The sequence below is a fragment of the Aeromonas sp. sif0611 genome, assembly GCF_019218845.1.
GTDB classification, from domain to species: Bacteria; Pseudomonadota; Gammaproteobacteria; order Enterobacterales; family Aeromonadaceae; genus Aeromonas; species Aeromonas media.
In genome coordinates this window covers 508,829-528,299 of the sequence record NZ_JAHUWU010000002.1, presented here as the reverse complement: position 1 = coordinate 528,299, position 19,471 = coordinate 508,829, and the positions used below count along the sequence as shown (strand labels likewise).

The 19,471-nt window shown below is 62.6% G+C and carries 15 protein-coding genes; 4 read left to right on the top strand and 11 right to left on the bottom strand.

What is annotated here, in order from left to right; genetic code table 11:
* Positions 1-353: 353 nt before the first annotated feature.
* Together topA and KW824_RS07285 are read left to right on the top strand one after the other, a co-directional pair.
* Positions 354-2,975 (top strand): type I DNA topoisomerase, encoded by a 2,622-nt coding sequence (gene topA, locus KW824_RS07290; RefSeq protein WP_171273422.1) that lies wholly within the window; start codon positions 354-356, stop codon positions 2,973-2,975.
* Between the two features lie 115 nt (positions 2,976-3,090).
* A complete protein-coding gene (locus KW824_RS07285; protein ID WP_162852227.1) occupies positions 3,091-3,261 on the top strand; it encodes a hypothetical protein in 171 nt (56 codons plus the stop codon).
* 20 nt (positions 3,262-3,281) lie between these two features.
* On the opposite strand, the gene KW824_RS07280 is transcribed toward KW824_RS07285, so the two are convergent.
* The 11 genes from KW824_RS07280 to rimO all read right to left on the bottom strand — a co-directional run bounded on the left by KW824_RS07280 (position 3,282) and on the right by rimO (position 17,823).
* Entirely contained in the window at positions 3,282-3,638 is a 357-nt protein-coding gene (locus tag KW824_RS07280; protein WP_218409406.1) for an MGMT family protein, read from the bottom strand.
* 77 nt (positions 3,639-3,715) lie between these two features.
* Positions 3,716-5,269 carry a PAS domain-containing methyl-accepting chemotaxis protein gene (locus tag KW824_RS07275; RefSeq protein WP_218409405.1) on the bottom strand — a complete coding sequence of 518 codons (1,554 nt, stop codon included), beginning with the start codon at positions 5,267-5,269 and terminating at the stop codon, positions 3,716-3,718.
* Between the two features lie 200 nt (positions 5,270-5,469).
* Positions 5,470-7,335, bottom strand: a complete 1,866-nt coding sequence (locus KW824_RS07270; RefSeq protein ID WP_218409404.1) for a beta-N-acetylhexosaminidase — start codon at positions 7,333-7,335, stop codon at positions 5,470-5,472.
* A gap of 195 nt (positions 7,336-7,530) precedes the next feature.
* The gene (locus KW824_RS07265) at positions 7,531-8,403 is read right to left on the bottom strand and encodes a BadF/BadG/BcrA/BcrD ATPase family protein (protein WP_218409403.1); all 873 of its coding nucleotides are present in this window, start codon (positions 8,401-8,403) and stop codon (positions 7,531-7,533) included.
* Positions 8,396-10,111: a glycoside hydrolase family 9 protein gene (locus tag KW824_RS07260; RefSeq protein WP_218409402.1), complete on the bottom strand. Its 1,716-nt coding sequence runs from the start codon at positions 10,109-10,111 to the stop codon at positions 8,396-8,398. The genes KW824_RS07265 and KW824_RS07260 overlap by 8 nt, the downstream gene beginning before the upstream one ends.
* A 101-nt stretch (positions 10,112-10,212) precedes the next feature.
* Positions 10,213-11,205 carry an ABC transporter ATP-binding protein gene (locus KW824_RS07255; RefSeq protein WP_218409401.1) on the bottom strand — a complete coding sequence of 331 codons (993 nt, stop codon included), beginning with the start codon at positions 11,203-11,205 and terminating at the stop codon, positions 10,213-10,215.
* 11 nt (positions 11,206-11,216) lie between these two features.
* A complete protein-coding gene (locus tag KW824_RS07250) occupies positions 11,217-12,239 on the bottom strand; it encodes an ABC transporter ATP-binding protein (RefSeq protein WP_042648442.1) in 1,023 nt (340 codons plus the stop codon).
* Positions 12,236-13,150, bottom strand: coding sequence for an ABC transporter permease (locus KW824_RS07245; RefSeq protein WP_042648441.1), 915 nt, complete (start codon positions 13,148-13,150; stop codon positions 12,236-12,238). Before KW824_RS07245 ends, KW824_RS07250 begins: the two co-directional genes overlap by 4 nt.
* 1 nt (position 13,151) lies before the next feature.
* Positions 13,152-14,135, bottom strand: a complete 984-nt coding sequence (locus tag KW824_RS07240) for an ABC transporter permease (RefSeq protein WP_042648440.1) — start codon at positions 14,133-14,135, stop codon at positions 13,152-13,154.
* 117 nt (positions 14,136-14,252) lie between these two features.
* Positions 14,253-15,935 carry an ABC transporter substrate-binding protein gene (locus KW824_RS07235; protein WP_218409400.1) on the bottom strand — a complete coding sequence of 561 codons (1,683 nt, stop codon included), beginning with the start codon at positions 15,933-15,935 and terminating at the stop codon, positions 14,253-14,255.
* Positions 15,936-16,494: 559 nt separating this feature from the next.
* The gene (gene rimO / locus KW824_RS07230; protein WP_218409399.1) at positions 16,495-17,823 is read right to left on the bottom strand and encodes a 30S ribosomal protein S12 methylthiotransferase RimO; all 1,329 of its coding nucleotides are present in this window, start codon (positions 17,821-17,823) and stop codon (positions 16,495-16,497) included.
* A gap of 339 nt (positions 17,824-18,162) precedes the next feature.
* Between rimO and KW824_RS07225 the strand changes: the two genes are divergently transcribed.
* Both KW824_RS07225 and fliE read left to right on the top strand, forming a co-directional pair.
* Positions 18,163-18,939 (top strand): lipoprotein, encoded by a 777-nt coding sequence (locus tag KW824_RS07225; RefSeq protein ID WP_042650075.1) that lies wholly within the window; start codon positions 18,163-18,165, stop codon positions 18,937-18,939.
* A gap of 204 nt (positions 18,940-19,143) precedes the next feature.
* The gene (gene fliE / locus KW824_RS07220; protein WP_042650076.1) at positions 19,144-19,461 is read left to right on the top strand and encodes a flagellar hook-basal body complex protein FliE; all 318 of its coding nucleotides are present in this window, start codon (positions 19,144-19,146) and stop codon (positions 19,459-19,461) included.
* Positions 19,462-19,471: the final 10 nt, after the last annotated feature.

Sequence of the window (19,471 nt, the reverse complement as noted above, 5' to 3'; positions counted from 1 at the left end):
TCCTTTCGATTTTTATATGGGGAGCGGTTCCTTCCGCGCACAAAGCTGCGGCGTGCGGCCATTATAAAGAGATTTCATCCTTTGTAACAAGCTGATAACCAAGATGGTTTTTTATGTGACGGGGGTGGCTGGATATGTCATTTCCAATCTAAAAAAGGGGGGGATATAGCATAAAAACAAAAAAGCGGTTGCTTCCCGCGCGTCCCCTTCGCATTAATAAATAAAGAAGCAAGGTGGTTCGGGCTGCATGGCAAATTTGTTCACAAGATTGCTTTTTCCCGTCAAATCTCTTATACAGCCCCACAAAACCGCACGCCAACCCCGTCGGGTGCAATGAGGATAATAGTTACAGCATGGGCAAATCACTGGTCATAGTGGAGTCTCCGGCCAAGGCCAAGACCATCAACAAATATTTGGGCAAGGACTACGTGGTGAAATCCAGCGTCGGTCACGTGCGCGATCTGCCGACCAGCGGCAGCGGCAGCACAGAGCCCAAAAAACCTGTCATTCGCGGCATCAAGCTCAGCGAATCCGAGAAGGCGGCCAAGGATCGCAACGCCCTGTTCTCCAGGATGGGGATCAACCCGACCGCAGGCTGGCAGGCCAACTACCAGATTTTGCCCGGCAAGGAAAAAGTGGTCAGCGAATTGCAAAGTCTGGCCGCCAAGGCCGACACCATCTATCTCGCAACCGACTTGGATAGAGAAGGGGAAGCGATCGCCTGGCACCTGCGGGAGATCATCGGCGGCGACGACAGCCGCTACAAGCGGGTGGTGTTCAACGAGATCACCAAGACCGCGATCCAGGAGGCGTTCGCCCAGCCGTCCGAGCTGAACATCCACCGCGTCAACGCCCAGCAGGCCCGTCGTTTCCTCGACCGCGTCGTGGGCTACATGGTCTCCCCGCTGCTCTGGAAGAAGCTGGCCCGCGGTCTCTCCGCCGGTCGGGTGCAGTCCGTTGCGGTGCGCCTCATCGTCGACAAAGAGCGCGAGATCAAGGCCTTCGTGCCGGTGGAGTTCTGGGATCTCAACGCCGATCTGCTGACCGGTGACAAGGCCGACCTGCGGATGGAAGTGGTCAGCCGCAACGGTGTCGACTTCAAGCCGGTGACCCAGGCCGAGACCTTCGCCGCCGTGGCCGCCCTGGAAGGGGTCGACTACAAGGTGGTGAACCGGGAAGACAAGCCGACCGGCTCCAAACCGTCCGCCCCCTTCATCACCTCCACCCTGCAGCAGGCGGCCTCCACCCGGCTAAGCTTCGGGGTCAAGAAGACCATGATGATGGCCCAGCGTCTCTATGAAGCGGGTTACATCACCTACATGCGTACCGACTCCACCAACCTCAGCAAAGAGGCGGTCGAGGCGGTGCGGGAATATATCGGCGAGCAGTATGGCGCCGCCTATCTGCCGAGCGATCCGAATCTCTATGGTTCCAAGGCCGGCGCTCAGGAGGCCCACGAGGCGATCCGTCCCTCCAGCGTGCAGGTGACTGCCGAGATGCTGGAAGGGATGGAGCCGGACGCCATGCGGCTCTATGACCTCATCTGGCGCCAGTTTGTGGCATGCCAGATGACCCCGGCCCAGTACGACTCCTCCACCCTGACCGTCAAGGCCGGTGAGTTCGAGCTCAAGGCCCGTGGCCGCACCCTGCGCTTCGCCGGCTGGACCAAGGCCCTGCCGCCCATGGGCCGCAAGGGGGACGACAGCCAGCTGCCGGCGGTGACCGTCGGCGAGATCCTGAAGCTGGTCAAGCTGGATCCCCGTCAGCACTTCACCAAGCCGCCCGCCCGCTTCACCGAAGCGGCCCTGGTGCGCGAGCTGGAAAAACGCGGCATCGGCCGCCCGTCCACCTACGCCTCCATCATCTCCACCATCGTCGATCGCGGCTATGTGCGGGTCGAGAGCCGCCGTTTCTTCGCCGAGAAGATGGGTGAGATCGTCACCGACCGCCTGGTGGAGAACTTCGTCGAGCTGATGAACTACGAGTTCACCGCCAAGATGGAAGACAAGCTCGATGGTATCGCCGAAGGCAGCCTGGAGTGGAAGAAGGTGCTGGACGCCTTCTACGCCGAGTTTACCCAGGAGCTGGAGCAGGCCGACAAGCCGGCGGAAGAGGGGGGCATGCGAGCCAACCAGATGGTGCTGACCGACATCGACTGCCCGGATTGCGGCCGCAAGATGGGTATTCGTACTGCCACCACCGGCGTCTTCCTCGGTTGCTCCGGCTATGCCCTGCCGCCGAAGGAGCGCTGCAAAAAGACCATCAACCTGGTCAGTGCGGACGAGTTCGTCTCCGCCACCGACGGGGACGAAGCCGAGACCGAGGCGCTGCGCGCCAAGCACCGCTGCGGCGTCTGCGGCACCGCCATGGATGCCTACATCATCGATGACAGCCGCAAGCTGCACGTCTGTGGTCGCAACCCGGACTGCGACGGTTACGAAATCGAGCAGGGCCAGTTCAAGCTCAAGGGCTACGAAGGTCCGAGCATCGAATGCGATCGCTGCGGCTCCGAGATGCAGCTCAAGAACGGCCGCTTCGGCAAGTACATGGGTTGCACCAACGAGACCTGCAAGAACACCCGCAAGATCCTGAAAAACGGTGACATCGCGCCGCCGAAGGAAGATCCTGTGCCGTTGCCCGAGCTCAAGTGCACCCAGTCCGATGCCCACTTCGTGTTGCGTGATGGTGCCGCCGGCCTCTTCCTCGCCGCCAGCAACTTCCCGAAATCCCGCGAGACTCGTGCGCCTCTGGTGGAGGAGCTCAAGCGCTTCCGCGATCGGTTGTCGCCCAAGCATCAGTACCTGGCCGACGCCCCGGCGTCAGATCCTGACGGTAACGCATCCGTGGTGCGCTTCAGCCGCAAGAGCAAGGAGCAGTACGTGATGACGGAGGTGAACGGCAAGGCAACGGGCTGGACCGCCCATTACGACAATGGAAAATGGCAGGAGAGCCTGCCCAAGGCAAAGAAAGCCTGATCCACTACCGCTCATACCATGATGAAAGAGGCCCCTTGCGAGGGGCCTTTTTATTGGGAGATGGCGGTATACTGAGAGGGCTGCATGGATGGCAGCACAAGACAGGGAGGTTGTCATGGAGATACATGAAATCCGGCCAGGCATGACCTGCCTGACACGGGAAGGAACGGCCTATGTGCTGGAAGTGGACAGGCAGAGTCTGCTGGTATTGCTGCAGCGGGAAGATGAAACCATCCCGGTGCAGGTACGTTGCGACGACATCCTGGGCCCCCTTGCCAGCGATTAGCGAAATCGCCCAGAAAGGGACTAGAACGGGATCAGAAAGAGCAGCTCGGCGAGGTCGGGCTGCCACTGCCACTCCCCCATCCTGACCCGCCCGCCAATCACGGGCACCCCCTCTTCCTGCAATCTTCCTACCTGTTCATCAAACCCCGCCGAGCCCTTGGGCAAGGAGATGGAGCCCCCTGCGCCCAGCACGCGATGCCAGGGCAGCGTCTTGTCGGTCTCCCGCAACACTTTTCCCACCAGCCGCGCCCGCCCGGGCAGGCCCGCGAGATCGGCGACCTGGCCGTAGCTCACCACCCGGCCGGCCGGGATCAGGGCCAGGATAGCCTCGATGCGCGCCACCTTGTTCAAGGGGGAAGGGGGAGGGGTCATCATCATGGCGTATTACTCGGCGTGAAACAGAAGCGCCACCATTGTGGCGCTTCCGTGGTCTGGGGAGCAACAGGGGATCCGGTTCAGCCGAAAGTCTGGCTCAGCCCCCTGAGCTCGCTGGCACGTTTGAGCAGCTCCTGGCTGGAGTTGTCCACCGCCTGGATCTTCTGGCTGTTGGCGCGGGAGTACTGGGAGATCTGGTGGATGTTGCGGCTGATCTCCTCCACCACCGCCTGCTGCTGTTCGGCCGCGGCGGCTATCTGGGTGGAGAACTCGGTCACCTGATCTATCTCCCCCAGCACCAGATGCAGGTTGCCGGAGCCCTGGCGCGTCATCAGGGCGCACTCGCGGGTCTGGGCAAGATTGTCCTGCATCATCCCCTGCCAGCGGCCCAGGGTCTGCTGGATCTGGCGGATGCTGCCCTGGATCTGTTCGGTCGCCTTGTGGGTGCGGGTGGAGAGGGTGCGCACCTCGTCCGCCACCACCGCAAAGCCGCGTCCCTGCTCACCGGCCCGCGCTGCCTCGATGGCGGCGTTGAGGGCCAGCAGGTTGGTCTGCTCGGCGATGCCCTGGATCTCGCCCATGACGCTGCCGATCCGCTCGGATTCGTTCGCCAGCTCGACGGCGGAGTGGAAGGCATGCTCCGCCTGCCTGGCCAGCAGCTCCATCTGCTGCTCGGTCTGATCCAGCTGCTGCACCGTGTGCTGGCAACTGCTGCGTGCCTCTGTCACCTGACTGTTGGTGTCCTGGATGTTGCGCGCTATCTCGTGGGCCGTGCTGGCCATCTGGGTCATGGCGGCGGCCATCTGCTGGGTCTGGGCGTCCTGCTCGTTGATGTCGAGGAAGGCTTGATGAGAAGAGTCCTGCAGATCGGTCGCCAGGGTCTGCAGGGGATGGGTGGCGTCGTTGACCCGACCCAGCACGGTACGAATGCGGGCCTGCAGCATCTTGAGATGGAAATCGGCAATGGCGCCGGGGGCATCCCCCGAGTAGACCAGCCTGGTCAGGCTGTCATATTGCTGGCCGAGCCGCTTGAGGTAGCGTGGCAGCGAGATGAGCTCGCGCCAGTAAGTACCGGCGACGGCCAGCAGGGGCAGCAGCATCAGCAGCACGGTCAGGGCACCCTGGGAGAAGGCCGCCCAGCCAAAGAGCACCAGCATCAGCAGGCCGAGCAGCAGGGGTCTGGCACTGTGCAGGGAGGGCAGCTTGCTGGCGCCGCCCCGTTCTGCCTTGAGCAGGGCCTGATAGGCCTGGGCTGCGACCAGCTTGAGCTGGGGCTCCGGCTTGCAGCGCACCGACTGGTAGCCGCTTATCTTGCCGTTCTCGTAGATGGGGGTCACATAGGCGTCGACCCAGTAATAGCGGCCATCCTTGCAGCGGTTCTTGACCATGCCGCGCCAGGGGTTGCCCTCCTTGAGGCGATCCCAGAGGTCGGCGAAGGCGGCCTTGGGCATGTCGGGGTGACGCACCAGGTTGTGGTTGTGTCCGACCAGTTCATCGACCTGGTAGCCGGCAATGCGGCAGAAGGCAGGGTTGGCGTAGGTGATGACGCCGCGCAGATCTGTGGTGGAGACGAGTTGCACGTCGGCGGGGAACTCAACTTCACTGTCCTGGATCTGGACGTGTTTGCGGGCCATAAGGGTAAGCTCCGAGGCGTTGCTGGTTGTTATTGTGGTTGAGCCGGATGCAGGCCCGGGCGCAGTGCGTCTTGCCCGGCCTCATCGGGGGCCTTATTTTGCCAACAAAGGCGGAGTAAAAGTAGGGGCCAGGTTGGATTTCTGTTGTTTAGTGGTAAAAAAATGGCGACCAAAAGGTCGCCAAAAAGAGAAAGACAACACTACCTCTGTGGCACCCGGTAACGCACCTGTAACTGATCGAGGATCTGCAGCTGGCCGGGCAGGCGGGCGGCGAAGTGATCCCAGGCCTTGCGGGCGGGGTCGCTCCACGCCACCTCGGCCGTGGCGAGCATGCGCGGGAACAACATGTAGTCGAGACGATCGCGAGAGGTGACCAGTTCCGACCACAAGGGGCTCAGCACCCCCAGGATGTTATCGTTGGCATGGAAATCGACCGGTGCAGGATCACATCGGTAGACCTGCTCCAGATTGAGGGTCCCCGCCCAGTAGAGCCCGGGTTCATGGATGTCCGGGCTCCAGGCGAGATCCAGATAGAGAGACTGGGCCGGGGCCATCACCACGGGGTAGCCCGCGGAGGCGGCATCCAGCCCCGCCTGGAAGCTGGTCCAGGCGAAGATGGTGGCGTCCCGGCTCACCTTGTCCCCGTGCAGTATCTCCTCCCACCCCAGCATCTGCTTGCCCCTGGCCGCCAGGTATTGCTGGCAGTGGCGCAGCAGGTGGCCTTGCAGCTCCCGGCAATCGGAGTAGCCCTGCTCTGCCATCAACTGCTGACAGGCGGGGCTGTCGGTCCAGACCCCGGTCGGCACCTCGTCCCCCCCCATGTGCACCTGAGTGCCGGGGAAGAGTGCGCACACCTCGTCTATCACCGCCTCCAGGAAGCGATAGGTGCCGGGCAGGGCCGGGTTGAGCACGTTGTCGTCAAAATATTGCACCGAGAGGTAGCGGGAGCTGTCCGCCTCTTCTCGCAGCAGCTCTGGCAGCGCCTTGATGGCCGCGTGGCAGTGACCAGGGATGTCTATCTCCGGGATGATGGTGATGCCGAACCCGGCACCGTAGGCTACCAGTTCGCGCACCTCGCTCTGGGTGTAGTAACCGCCATAGGGTTCGGGGCCGCCGCTGAGCTGGGGACCGACCGCCAGGCCATGTCCCCGCCAGGCCGCCACCTCGGTCAGCTGGGGGAAGGCCTTGATCTCGAGGCGCCAACCCTCGTCATCGGTCAGGTGCCAGTGGAAGCGGTTGAACTTGTAGAGGCTCATCTGCTTGAGCAGGCGCTTGAGGGTGGCGATGGAGTGGAAGTGGCGGGCGCAGTCGAGAAAGATGCCGCGAAAACCGAAGCGCGGTGCATCCTCCACTTCGAGGCAGGGCAGGCTCTCCCCGTGTTGCAGGGCCCACTGTGCCAGGGTCACCAGACCGTGGCGCCAGCCCGCCTCGCCGGCGGCCCGGATGCGGATCTCCTCGGGGGTGATGACGAGCTGGTATGCCTCTTGGGGGAGCTGGGCCTCGACCAGGTGGATCTCGGCGTCGTGATCCTGAGTCAGGGCAAGCCCCGTCAGCTCGTTGAAATGGGCCAGCAGGGGGGCGAGGGAGACAGGGCCGCTGACATGGGCCCGCTCGGCCAGGCGGAAGTTGCCCTCAGGCAGTCGCAGCTGAGCCGGCTGGGGCACTATGCCGTTGGCGGGCTCCACCTCGGGCAGATCGGGGGCCACGGCCGGGCTCGGCGGCAGGCCGAGATCCTGGCCCGTCTGCACAACGGGTTGCAGCTGGGCTTGGGCGCCTTCGTCCGTCAGGCTGAGGAAGAAGCCCAGGGGCAGATCGGAGTAGCGCTTGATGGGGGTGTTGCGGCAGCAAAAACGCAGTTCGCTGCCCCCTTCATTGGGTACCAGTACCTTGTAGCTACCGCTCTGGCGCGCCAGAGATCCCCCTTCCACCGACTGGGGATCTATGTGGCGAGCCAGGCAGAAGTGCAGCTTCCAGGGGCTTGCCGGGAGCTGGCTCAGGGTGAAGCGGAACCAGACGTCTTCACCGTCGCGACGGTCGATCTGGGTATGGATCAGGGGTGCAGACATGGGTATTCCTCTGATGGGGTGAACAAGATGGGAGCCTCTCCCGCAGGTGGCCCGGCGTGAACAGGGCTCAGGGGTGCAGGCATGGGTAGGCCTCCGACTGGGCATATAGGGCTCAAGGATGCAGGCATGGGTAGGCCTCCGATTGGGCAAACGGGGTTGTGCCCTTTCCAGCGCATCGTTCACACCCGACAGGGCTCAAGGATGCCAGGATGGGTAGGCCTCCGATTGGGCAAACAGGATGGCGCCTTCCAGCGCATCGGCTTGCGGGGGAACCAGGTTGAGGTGCCCCAGGCGAGGGGCCAGGCGCATGCCGACGCCGCCCAGCAGGGCGATGCGGTCGGCTCCCAGCAGCCCCATGCCCTCCAGCAGGGTCTGCAACTGGGCACAGGTTTCATCCAGCAGCTGGTTGGCGAGCTCATCCCCGTCGCTGGCGGCGTCGAACACCCAGGGGGCGAAGCGGCCATAGTCGGCGGGAATGGCGCGGGCGGCCCAGCGCACCACCTCGGCCTGATCCCGCTTGAAGTGATCGAGCAGGCGCACGGCGAGCAGGCTGGGGGGCAGTATGCCGTCGTGGCAGAGCAGGGATTGCTGGATGGCGCGCAGCCCCAGCCAGGCGCCGCTGCCGAGATCCGAGATGGGAAAGCCGCGCCCTGAGCAGGTATGAAGCCGGCCGTGGCGATAGATGAGCCCGGCGGATCCTGTGCCGGCGATGAGGATGGCCCCCTCGCGGCCGCCAAAGGCGCCGAGACAGGCGCCGAAGGCGTCGGAGGTGAGCCTGACGCTCGCGAAGGGGAAGGGCATCTCAAGCAGGGCGTGGTAGCAGTCGGCCAGCTCGGCGGAGGCGAGCGCCAGCCCAACCCCCATCTGCTGTTCGCACTCGATGCCAAGCCCAGCGGCCAGCCGGGCGCTGGCGATGGCCGCCAGCACGTTGGCGTGGGCGAGGGGGATGCCGAGCTCCAGATTGGAGCCTGCGGCGCGTCCCTCTCCCAGCACTCTGCCCCCCTTGTCCCGAATGCGAGCGCGGGTGTGCGTTCCCCCGCCATCGACCCCGACCCAGTACTCAATCATGACGGGCCTCCGGCGCACTCTGCCAGCTGATGGCCAGGGCGAACCAGGCGCCGTGGGGGATCCACTGCTCCCCCCAGCGCCAGTTTTGATCCAGCCTGTCCTTGTACTCCTCGGGGATGAAAGCCACATCATTCTCGTCATCGAACCCGGCGGTGATGCCGTTGCAGATCCCCCCGGGTGCATTGGGATAACCGGCGGTGTAGCTCGGGTTGTTGATGCCGTGCCCCGCCAGCATGCAGGCGTTGAAGGGGTTTTGCCCGAGGATCCAGTCGAGCTGGCGCTGGCCGAACGTCATCAGGAGCTGGCTCTGCTGGGGGAAGTGGCGGGCCGCAGCGAAGGCCATGGCGGCGAGGGACGCCAGCCGGGCGTTCTCGCCCTGCCACCAGTAACCGGACTCGTTGTGGTGGGGCATAAAGAAGCTGATGCGGGGGGCTTCGTCGACGCTCTTCACATATTGGCGGGCCAGGGCGAAGGGGTTGCCTGCCCGGGCGGCGAGGGCCAGCTCGGCGGCCAGCGCCTGCTGCACCACGGCGCTCACCCGGGAGCGGCGCTCCTGATCCGGCTCGACTCCCAGGTATTCCAGCAGGGCCAGCACCGGCAGACCCGCCTCGGCGGCGTGGTAGTAGGGGCGCGAGCCGTCGTCGTTGGCACTCCAGTAGTGGCCGAGCTCGGGGTGGGGGCGCTGGCGGGCGCAGAGCCTGCCAGCCCTGTCCCTTGCCTCCCCGAGCCAGTCGTGGCCAAGGGTCTGGGTCAGCTCGACCACTGCCAGCAGGGCGCAGTAGTCGTCGATGATGTTCTCGCAACCGTCGTCCAGGTAGGCGAGGTTGTGCTCGCGCAGGTGCAGGTAGCCGCGCCTAGCCGCCCCGGCATAGTGGCTGGTATCAAAGTCGCCGCCGGTCTGCTCGCGGGCGGCCCGGGCCAGGGCGGCGATGGCCATGCCACCTCCCTGGCGAAAGCCTGCTTGCCAGTGGTCGGACTTGAGCCCCTGCTGGGTGGCGTAGGCGCACAGCTCGCGCTGCTCGGGATCCTTGCTCCACTTGTCGAACAGTGTCATGTAGAAGAAGCCGCTCTCATCTTGCATCCGGCAGAGAAAATCCGCCCCGTGCAGCCCCTCGTCACTGAGCCGCTTGCAGAGGTTCAGCCCGTCGATGTCGTGGCGCGTCGCCAGGAGCGCCCGGCTCTTGAGCAGGCTCCACACCACCAGGGGGGTCTGCTGGGGATTGAGGTAGTTGGCGTAGGAGAGGTGGCTCAGGTACTTGCTCATGTCGCCGCTGGCATCGAACCAGCCGCCGTGCACATCCTTGTGCTGGTCGGTGCCAAACAGGCGGGCGCGGCGGTCGGCTCTATCGAAGGTGCCGCTGGCGCGCTGGCCCTTGAAGTAGTGAATGACATCGGAGAGGCAGCGGCTGGTCAGCAGATCCTGGCCTATGGCGAAGCGGGTGGAGCGGACTATGCCTTGGGCTGTTATCGCCTCCAGCCGGTAGTGGCCGGACTCCTTGAATGCGGAGAAGTCGGCGCGCCAATAAGCGCGCCCCTGCCAGCCGGGCACCTGGCCTGCGGCCTGGAGAGGAACCTCCAGCAGGAGGCGGTCATCATGCAGGCGGCGCAGTCGCACCAGGCCGCTTATCTCCACGTCGGCGGCGGTCTGCAGCAGGGCAATCTTGTGCCCGTCACACTCGTAACCCACCTGATTGATCAAGAGTTCCATCCAGCTTTACTCCCTGGTCTGGGGCAATGAAGGGGCCTCGCGAGGAGGCCCGGGTGAAGGTGTCGCGGGCCGGGAAGGCCGTCCCCGGCGAGGGGGCTGGCTTATTCGTGCAGGTAGCAGCGCACGAAGTGGTTGTCGGCAAGCCGGGTCACGGGGGGCAGGCTCTCCTTGCAGCGCGGCATGGCCTGATGGCAACGACCGGCGAAGGGGCAGCCATGGGATTCCGGGGTCCAGAGCGGTATCTCCCCCTTGCGGCCCCCCTCCAACTCGGCGTGAATGCTCTTCTCGGGGTCGGGCACCGCCGAGATGAGCAACTGGGTGTAGGGGTGCTGGGGGTGGTGCAGTATCTCGTCCACTTCCCCCCACTCCACCATGTGACCCACATACATCACCGCCAGATCTTCGGCCACGTAGCGGGCGGTGGCGATGTCGTGGGTGATGTAGAGCATGGAGACGCCGAGTTCGTTCTTCATCTGCTCCATCAGGTTGAGGATGCCGATGCGAATGGAGACGTCGAGCATGGAGGTGGGTTCGTCCGCCAGCACCACTTCCGCCTCCACCGCCAGGTTGCGGGCGATGTTGACCCGCTGGCGCTGGCCGCCGGAGAGCTGGTGGGGATACTTGGCCGCCGTGGCCTTGGCCGGCGTCAGCCCCACTTTTTCCAGCAGGGCATAGACCATGTCAGGCAGATCTTTCTTGTCGAGCACCTTGCTGTGCAGCAGCAGGGGACGGGCGATGTGGTGGTAGATGGTGTGGGTCGGGTTGAGCGAACCGAACGGGTCTTGCCACACCATCTGCACGCTCTGACGATAGTCCAGCAGGGCGGTGCCCTTGTTGAACTCTTCCAGATCCCGGCCCCGGTAGAGGATGCGGCCGTTGGAGAGCTTGTACATCTTGGCGATGATCTTGGCGATGGTGCTCTTGCCGGAGCCCGATTCCCCCACCACCGCCAGGGCGCGGCCCCGGTGCAGGTTGAAGGTGATGTCGGAGAGGGCCCGCATCTTGCCGCTTTTGATGGCATTGGAGTTGACGGCGAAGTCCTTGTAGAGATGCTGGACCTCGATGATGGGCGCGTCGGTTTGGGCGATTTGCATGACAGACATCCTTAACAGCCAGCGGCCTTGTCCAGATAGATGGGGTGGTTCAGGGATTCCTCGGCCGAGTCATAGAGGTGGCAGGCGGCCTGCTGCCCGGGCCGGATCTCGGCCAGCTGGGTATATTCCTGGCGGCAGCGTTCGTGCACCTTGCCGCAGCGGGCCTGGAAGCGGCAGCCGACCGGCACCTCCAGCAGGTTGAGCGGGGTGCCGGGGATCCCCTCCAGCACGGTTTTCGGCCCGTGCAGGGGAGGAAAGGAGTTGCCCAGCCCCTTGGTGTAGGGGTGCAAGGGGGCGGTCAGAATTGACTTGGACGGCGCCACCTCCACCAGCTCCCCCGCATACATGATGCCGATGCGATCGCAGAACTCGACCATGAGCGAGAGGTCATGGGTGATGAAGAGAATGGAGAAGTTGAACTTTGCCTTGAGGGCGTAGACCTTCTGCAGTATCTCCCGCTGCACCACTACATCCAGCGCCGTGGTGGGCTCATCCATGATCAAGAGCTCGGGGTTGAGCGCCATGGCGATGGCGATCACCAGCCGCTGGCGCATGCCGCCGGAGAACTGGTGCGGGTAGTCCTTGAGCCGGCTCGGGTGGATGTCGACTATCTCCAGCAGCTCCTGGGCGCGCTTGATGGCCTCGTAGCGGGTCATGCCGGGGTTGTGGGCCAAGAGCACGTCGCAGAACTGCTCCTCCATGCGTAGCACGGGGTTGAGCGCATTCATGGCGGACTGGAACACCACGCTCGCCTGGCGCCAGCGGTAGCTGCGCAGCCGCTCGTCGTCAAAGCCGAGGATGTTCTCCCCCTTGAACAGGATCTCGCCGCCACTGATGTAGGCGGGCGGCTTGTGCAGCCGGGCCACTGAGAAGGCGACCGTGGACTTGCCGCAGCCGGACTCGCCGGCGAGGCCGAAGACTTCGCCGGGGGCTATGTCAAAGCTGACCGAATTGACGGCGCGCACGTCGCCGCTCTCGGTGATGTAGTCGACGCAGAGGTTGCGTACCGACAGCAGGGGTTGTTGCGAGCTCATGCTGTCTTCTCCTGGGCGGCAATGGGGGTGACGGGGGCAGCGAGCTGTTTCCAGCGGCGCAGACCCTTGTGAGAGCGCAGTTGCGGGTTGGCTATCTCGTCGATGGCGAAGTTGAGCATGGCCAGACCCGCCCCCAGGGTGGCGATGGCAAAGCAGGGGGCCAGGATTTCCCACCAGGCGCCCACCAGGATGGCGCTGGAGGTCTGGGCGTTGTAGAGCATGATGCCCCAGCTGACCACGGTCGGATCACCCAGCCCCAGGAACTCCAGAGTCGCCTCGGTGACGATGGCGTAGATGATGGAGCCGATGAAGCTCACCCCGATGATGGAGATGAGGTTCGGCAGTATCTCCACCAGAATGATGCGCCAGGCCGGCTCACCCAGCACCTCGGCGGCGATGACGAACTCTTTCTCCCGCAGTGCCAGGGTCTGGGCACGGATCACCCGGGCGCCATAGGCCCAGGAGGTAAAGCCTATGATGAGCGCAATCACCGTCGGTGACGCCTCCCCGATAAAGCTCGCGAGCACCAGTAATAAAGGGAGGTTGGGGATCACCAGCACCACGTTCATCAGGAAGGTGAGGCACTCGTCCACCACGCCGCCGAAGTAACCGGCAGTGATGCCGATGCCGATGGCGAGGGCGCAGACCAGTAGACCTGCCCCGAAGCCCACCATGAGGGAGATGCGGGCGCCACTGGTGAACTGGGCCCAGAGATCGTGACCCATGCGGTTGGAGCCCATCACCAGCTCCATGCTGGGGGGCTGGTGGGGGCGGGCGACCCGCTTGGTGGGTTCATTGCTGGCGAGCAGCGGGGCAAACAGGGCCATCAGCACGAAGGTGACTACGATGGCGAGGCCAAAGGCCGCCTTCTTGTTGCCCAGCAGGATCTTGAGGATGGTCGGCATACGCATCTTATTTGCCTCCTGTACGCAGACGGGGATCCAGGAAGACGTAGAGCACGTCCGCCAGGAAGTTGAAGCTGAGCATGGTGATGGTCATGATGAGCAGTTGCCCCTGAATGAGCGGGTAGTCGCGGGCCAGGATGCCCTGATAGAGGGTCAATCCGAGACCCGGGTAGTTGAAGATCACCTCGGTGATGAGGGAGCCGCCGATGACGAAGCCGAGTGCCATGGAGAGAGCGGTGACGCTGGGCAGCACGGCGTTGCGGGCGCCGTAGTTGAAGATCACCCTGTTGCTGGAGAGCCCCTTGGCCTTGGCCATGGTGATGTAGTCCTCGCCGAGCAGGTTGATCATGTTGTTGCGCATGGTGATGAGGAAGCCCCCCACCTGCACCATGGCCAGGGTGCCCACCGGCATGATGGCGTGCAGCATGATGCTCTTGATGTGTTCCCAGCCGAAATCGGCGGGGATCTCCGGGCTGTAGGCGTAGCCGATGGGCAGCCAGCCGAGGCTGACCCCGAACAGGAACAGGGCGAGCAGGGAGACCACCACGGGGGGAATGGCCTGCATCACCAGGGTGAGCGGGGAGAGGATGCTGTCCATGCGTCCCCCCCGGTACCAGGCGGCGAAGATGCCGACGATGGAGCCGATGGAGAAGCTCAAAATGGTGGAGGTACCCACCAGGAACAGGGTCCAGCCGATGGCGCGACCGAGCACGTCGGCGACCGGTTGGGGGTAGTAGCGCACCGAGGTGCCGAGATCCCAGGTGAAGACACTCTTCACATAGGCGAGAAACTGGGTGGTGATGGGACCGTCAACGAACCCGAAGGTGGCCTTGAGGGCCTCGAGGGCGGCAGGTTCCATCATGGCGCCGGCCCGTGCGAACATGACGGAGACGGGATCTCCGGGCATGGCTCTGGGCAGCAGGAAGTTGATGGTGGCGGCCACCAGGAAGGCGACCAGATAGAAGGAGAAGCGTCTTAGTATAAATCCCATGGTGAACCCTTTTACTGCAAGCCTGCCCCGCGCCGGGCAAAGCTCCCCCAACCCCGGCAACGACGGGGGATGGAAGACATGGCGGGGAAAAAAGCCCCCCGCAGGGGGCCGAGGTGATTAGCTGTTTGGCTTGAGTGACAACACGTGCAGCAGACGTTCCGGGGTGTCCGGGTGTACCTGCGGCTTGGCGACCGGGTTGTCGGCACTGAACCAGCCATTGAAGCGCTTGGTGCTGTATTCGTACCAGGTCGGGTTGTTGAACACCGGGATGATGGTCTGGTTGGCACCGACGCGCTCCTGGATGGCAAACATGATCTCCTTCTGCTTGGCCGCATCGGCGGTCTGGGTGAAGTCATCGATCAGCTTGTCGAGCTCAGGATCCTTGTAACGGGGCGCCGCGAAGCGGTTGCCGCGCTCACCCATGTTGCGGGAGTGGAAGGCGGTCTCGAAGTACTTGTGCGGGTTGGCACCGGCAAAGTAACCCTGCAGAGCGACGTCGAAGTCACCGGTGATCAGGTTCTCGGTCCAGACGGTGGCTTCCGGGGTGGAGGTCTTGGCGTTCAGGCCCAGGGCCTGCAGGCCTTCGACCCCGATCTGGACTGTGTTGACCCAGTCGGTCCAGCCGTTCGGTACCAGCACCTTGAACTCGATCTTCTTGCAGCTCGGGGTGTCGAGGAACTTGTCGCCGTCACAGTCCTTGTAGCCCACTTCCTTCAGCAGTGCCTTGGCACCTTCCAGGTCAAACTTGTTGTATTTGCCGTATTTCTTCTCGACGTCCGGGTTGTCCCAGGAGGCGAATGCCTTGCCAAGGCCCGACGGGTATTCGTTGACGGTCGGGTAGCCATAGCCTGCGATGTCCACCATGGACTGGCGGTCCATCGCCATGGAGAAGGCGCGGCGGAAGTTGATGTCGTTGAAGGCTTCGTTATTGCCCGGGTTCTTGCTCTGGAAGTTGACGTTGAACGCCACTGTGCCGGAGGCGGGGAACCAGTACTTGTTGTTCTTGGGATCGTTGCCGACGTAGAGGCGCTCGATGTCCGGCACGAAGGAGCCGAACCAGTCCACGTCACCCTTCATCACAGCAGCCAGTACCTGGTCGTTGGTGGCCATTTGCGGCATGCGCAGGCAGTCGATGGCGAGGTTGGCGTTGTCCCAGTAGTGCGGGTTGCGGCACTGGGTATAGAGCTGGGCGGAGAAGTTGTCCACTTCGGTGAAGGGACCCGTGCCGACCGGCTTGTCGTTGGTGAAGGCAACCGGGTCTTTCACCGACTTCCACTGATGCTCGGGGACGATGGGCACCAGCACCAGGTCATTCACCACGTTGGTGTTGACCTCGGCCAGGTCGAATTTGACCTTGTGCTCACCCAGCTTCTCGACACCCTTGATTTGAGTCCAGATGGAGCGCTCATCCAGCGCCTTGTTGGCCTTGACCAGGTTGAAGGAGAAGATAATGTCGTCGGCGGTGAAGGCTTCACCATCGGACCACTTGACCCCTTCGCGCAGGTCGAAGGTGACCGACTTCAGGTCATCGCTGAAGGCATAGTTGGTGGCCAGACGATAGACGGGTTTGCCACCCTGCATATCGTTGAAGATCACCAGCGGCTCATAGATGAAGTGGCGGGTGGTGTGCAGCAGACCGGCCTGCAGGAAGGGGTTGAAGTTCTTGACCCATGCGGTCTCCTGTTGCGCGACCAGGGTCAGCACCGTCTTGTTCTCGGCGGCCATGGCGGTGCCGGCGGCACCGAGCATCAGGGTTCCCAGCATGACTGAGGTAGCGATTTTGGATACTTTGGCAAGCATATTTTTTCCTTTCTTATTGGTCTTCCATGGTTTTGGAATGGAGCACCGGATCCCATGCTTGGATACCGGCCCTCAATGTTGGTCAGGTTTTGCACCCTTGTAGTTGTGTCATCCAACGCCCCTAGAAAAGCAGAGTTAACAGGAAAACAACAACTCTTCATTTCGTCGATATCGTAAAAACTCCCACCCTCTCGTCATTATCGTCAAACTCTATTTTTAATCCTTTTAAATTATACAGTTGCATTAATTCTCACAAAGTACCAAGTCACCATTTATGACAATTCAAAGACGATAGTGTGAAGTGGATCGTGCTCGTTTTTGCTCCCGTCCAGAGGCTTTTTTTTGAGCTTGAAACAAGCGCTCCGAGGAGAAGGACAGAACTGTGCGCTGGCTCACTAAGGAGGAATCTTCCGGCTCGTCGGGTGATGGCGGGTGGTCCCTCTCTAACAGAAGAACCCGGCGCTGGATGCCAATGGGTTTTCGTGTCGACTGATTACGGGCAATAAAAAAGCCAGTCAGCATTCACTGACTGGCTTCGGGTGCCACATCCGTTAGCGGATTAGTTGACCAGGCTGGCCCACAGATCGTACTCGTCCGCTTCGTCGATGCGGACCTTGACCATGTCGCCGGGCTTGAGGCCGGTTTCACCGTTCAGGTAGACCAGGCCGTCGATCTCGGGCGCGTCGGCGAAGGAGCGGCCGGTGGCGCCCTCTTCGTCCACTTCGTCGATCAGCACCGTCATCTCCTTGCCGACCTTGCGGGCCAGCTTGCGAACGGAGACCTGCTGCTGCAGCTCCATGAAGCGCTGGAAACGCTCTTCCTGGACGTCTTCCGGCACAGGATCCGGCAGCTCGTTGGCCTTGGCACCCTCGACCGGGCTGTATTTGAAGCAGCCAACGCGGTCCAGCTCCGCCTTGTCGATGAAGTCCAGCAGCATCTGGAACTCTTCTTCGGTCTCGCCGGGGAAGCCGACGATGAAGGTGGAGCGCAGGGTGATCTCGGGGCAGATCTCGCGCCACTTCTGGATCCGTTCCAGGGTGCGCTCGACGGTACCCGGACGCTTCATCAGTTTGAGGATGCGCGGGCTGGCGTGCTGCAGCGGAATATCGAGGTAGGGCAGGACCTTGCCATCGCGCATCAGCGGGATGACGTCATCCACGTGCGGGTACGGGTAGACGTAGTGCAGACGCACCCAGATGTCGAGCTTGGCCAGCTCTTCGCACAGGGCCACCATGCTGGTCTTGACCGGCATGCCGTCGTAGAAACCGGTGCGGTGCTTGACGTCCACGCCGTAGGCGGAGGTGTCCTGGGAGATGACCAGGATCTCCTTCACGCCGGCCTCTTTCAGGCGCTTGGCCTCGGCTAGTACCTCGCCGATGGGACGGCTCACCAGATCCCCGCGCATGGAGGGGATGATGCAGAAGGTGCAGCGGTGGTTGCAGCCCTCGGAGATCTTCAGATAGGCGTAGTGACGGGGAGTCAGCTTGACGCCGTGGGCCGGCACCAGGCTGGTGAAGGGGTTGTGGGTCGGCTTTTCCACGTACTTGTGAACGTGACCCAGCACCTCTTCGTAGGCGTGGGGGCCGGTTATCTCGAGCACCTTGGGGTGGATCTCGCGGATCTGGTTCTCTTTGGCACCGAGGCAACCGGTGACGATCACCTTGCCGTTTTCGGCCAGGGCCTCGCCGATGGCTTCCAGCGACTCCTGTACCGCGCTGTCGATGAAGCCGCAGGTGTTGACCACCACCAGCTCCGCATCGTCATAGCTGGGCACCACATCGTACCCTTCGGTACGCAGCTGGGTCAGGATGCGCTCGGAATCGACCAGGTTTTTGGGGCAACCCAAGGAGACGAATCCTACTTTGGGGGCCTGTTTTGTGTTGGACATCGCTCAATCACTCTTAGGTGGCTCTTATTCAAGGGCGCGGATTTTACCGGAATGGCTAACCAAAAACTATACAACCGAGGTTGTCAGGCCGAACAATATTTACGGTCGGGCCCGTCGGCTATCGGCAGATAAGGGGAGCCATGCATGATGGTGGCGGTCGTGACCGTCCGGGGACCGCAGTTCCCTCAGACCGGATGAGGGCTGCGACACCATACTGGAGAGATGGGAAGTCTGTGTTTGCTGACTGGAGCGGAATGGAGAGGCATTCGGGACTTCTTGGAGTTGGCTTAAATCTGATAGGGTGACATGTCCGCTGACGCGATATTTAAGGAGCACATAATGAAGAGCCGATCCTGGTTGATTGCCGCCGTCCTGGCACTTGCATCTAGCCCCAGCCATGCCGACTGGGCGAAATTGAAGGAAGCGGCCTCCGAGCTTGGCACTGCGGTGAGCGACACCGGCAAGGAGGCGTGGCAGGGGATCACCGATTTTTCGAAGGCGACCTGGGAGTCTGTCTCCACCTGGGGGGCCGATGCCTACAACAAGGCGGGTGCCTGGACGGAAGAGAGCGCAGCCACCGGCAAGGAGTGGCTGACGGCCGCCGACAAGAAGCTCGATACCATGCTGGAACCCAAGACCCCGACAGAGGCCCGCACCGCCCTCGATACCATGGCCGATACCGCCCTGGTGCGGCTGTTCAACGAGCAACCCTCCGCCAAGCTGCTGTTTGACAAGGCCTATGGCTATGCGGTGTTCGACTCGCGCAAGTTCTCCCTGATGATCCACACCAATCAGGGATCCGGGGTGGCGGTGAACCGCTCGAATGGCAAACACACCTATATGAAGATGTTTGGCGCCGGCATGGCGGCTGGCTTCGGCGGCAAGTTCTATCAGCAGGTGATGTTGTTCGAGACCAAACAGACCTTTGACAACTTCGTGAACAAGGGTTGGGAGGCGACCTCGGAGGCGGGCGTGGTCGCCGGCAAGGAGAGCGCGTCGCTCGACTCGGGTTACAACGGCGGCATGGCCATCTACCAGCTTGGGGAGAAGGGGCTGCTGTACGGCGTCAGCATCACGGGATCCAAATACTGGATCGACGAGGATCTGACGCAATAGAGATCGGAATCTGAGCCTGGCCCGCGATGCGGGCCTTTTTCATGTGCCCGCCTGCTCGCCGCGCGGCCAGCAGACGGGCATCTTCCCGGGATCCCTGCTGCCGGCATGATGGCCCGTTGCACAGGTGGGGTACAGGATCCTTATGCATTGGCACTCTAATTGCTTAAGGCTTGCCAGTGTCAACGATTTGTCTGGGAAGAGAAGATGGAAATAAGCGCAAGCAGCCTGATGCAAGAGATGCAGGCTCTCAGGGTCGAAGCCGGTGCCACGCCGCTGACCCAGCCCGGTCGTCAGGTCAACTCGGATTTTGGCCAGATGCTGCAGCAGGCCCTCGACAACGTCAACGAGCTGCAGGGCAGCGCCAACGATCTGCGCACCCGGTTCGATCTGGGGGACAAGTCGGTGGATCTCTCCGAAGTGATGATCGCCGGGCAGAAATCCTCCATCGCCTTCGAGGCGACGGTGCAGGTGCGTAACAAGATGGTCGATGCCTACAAGACCATCATGAACATGCCGGTATAACTCAGGCCCA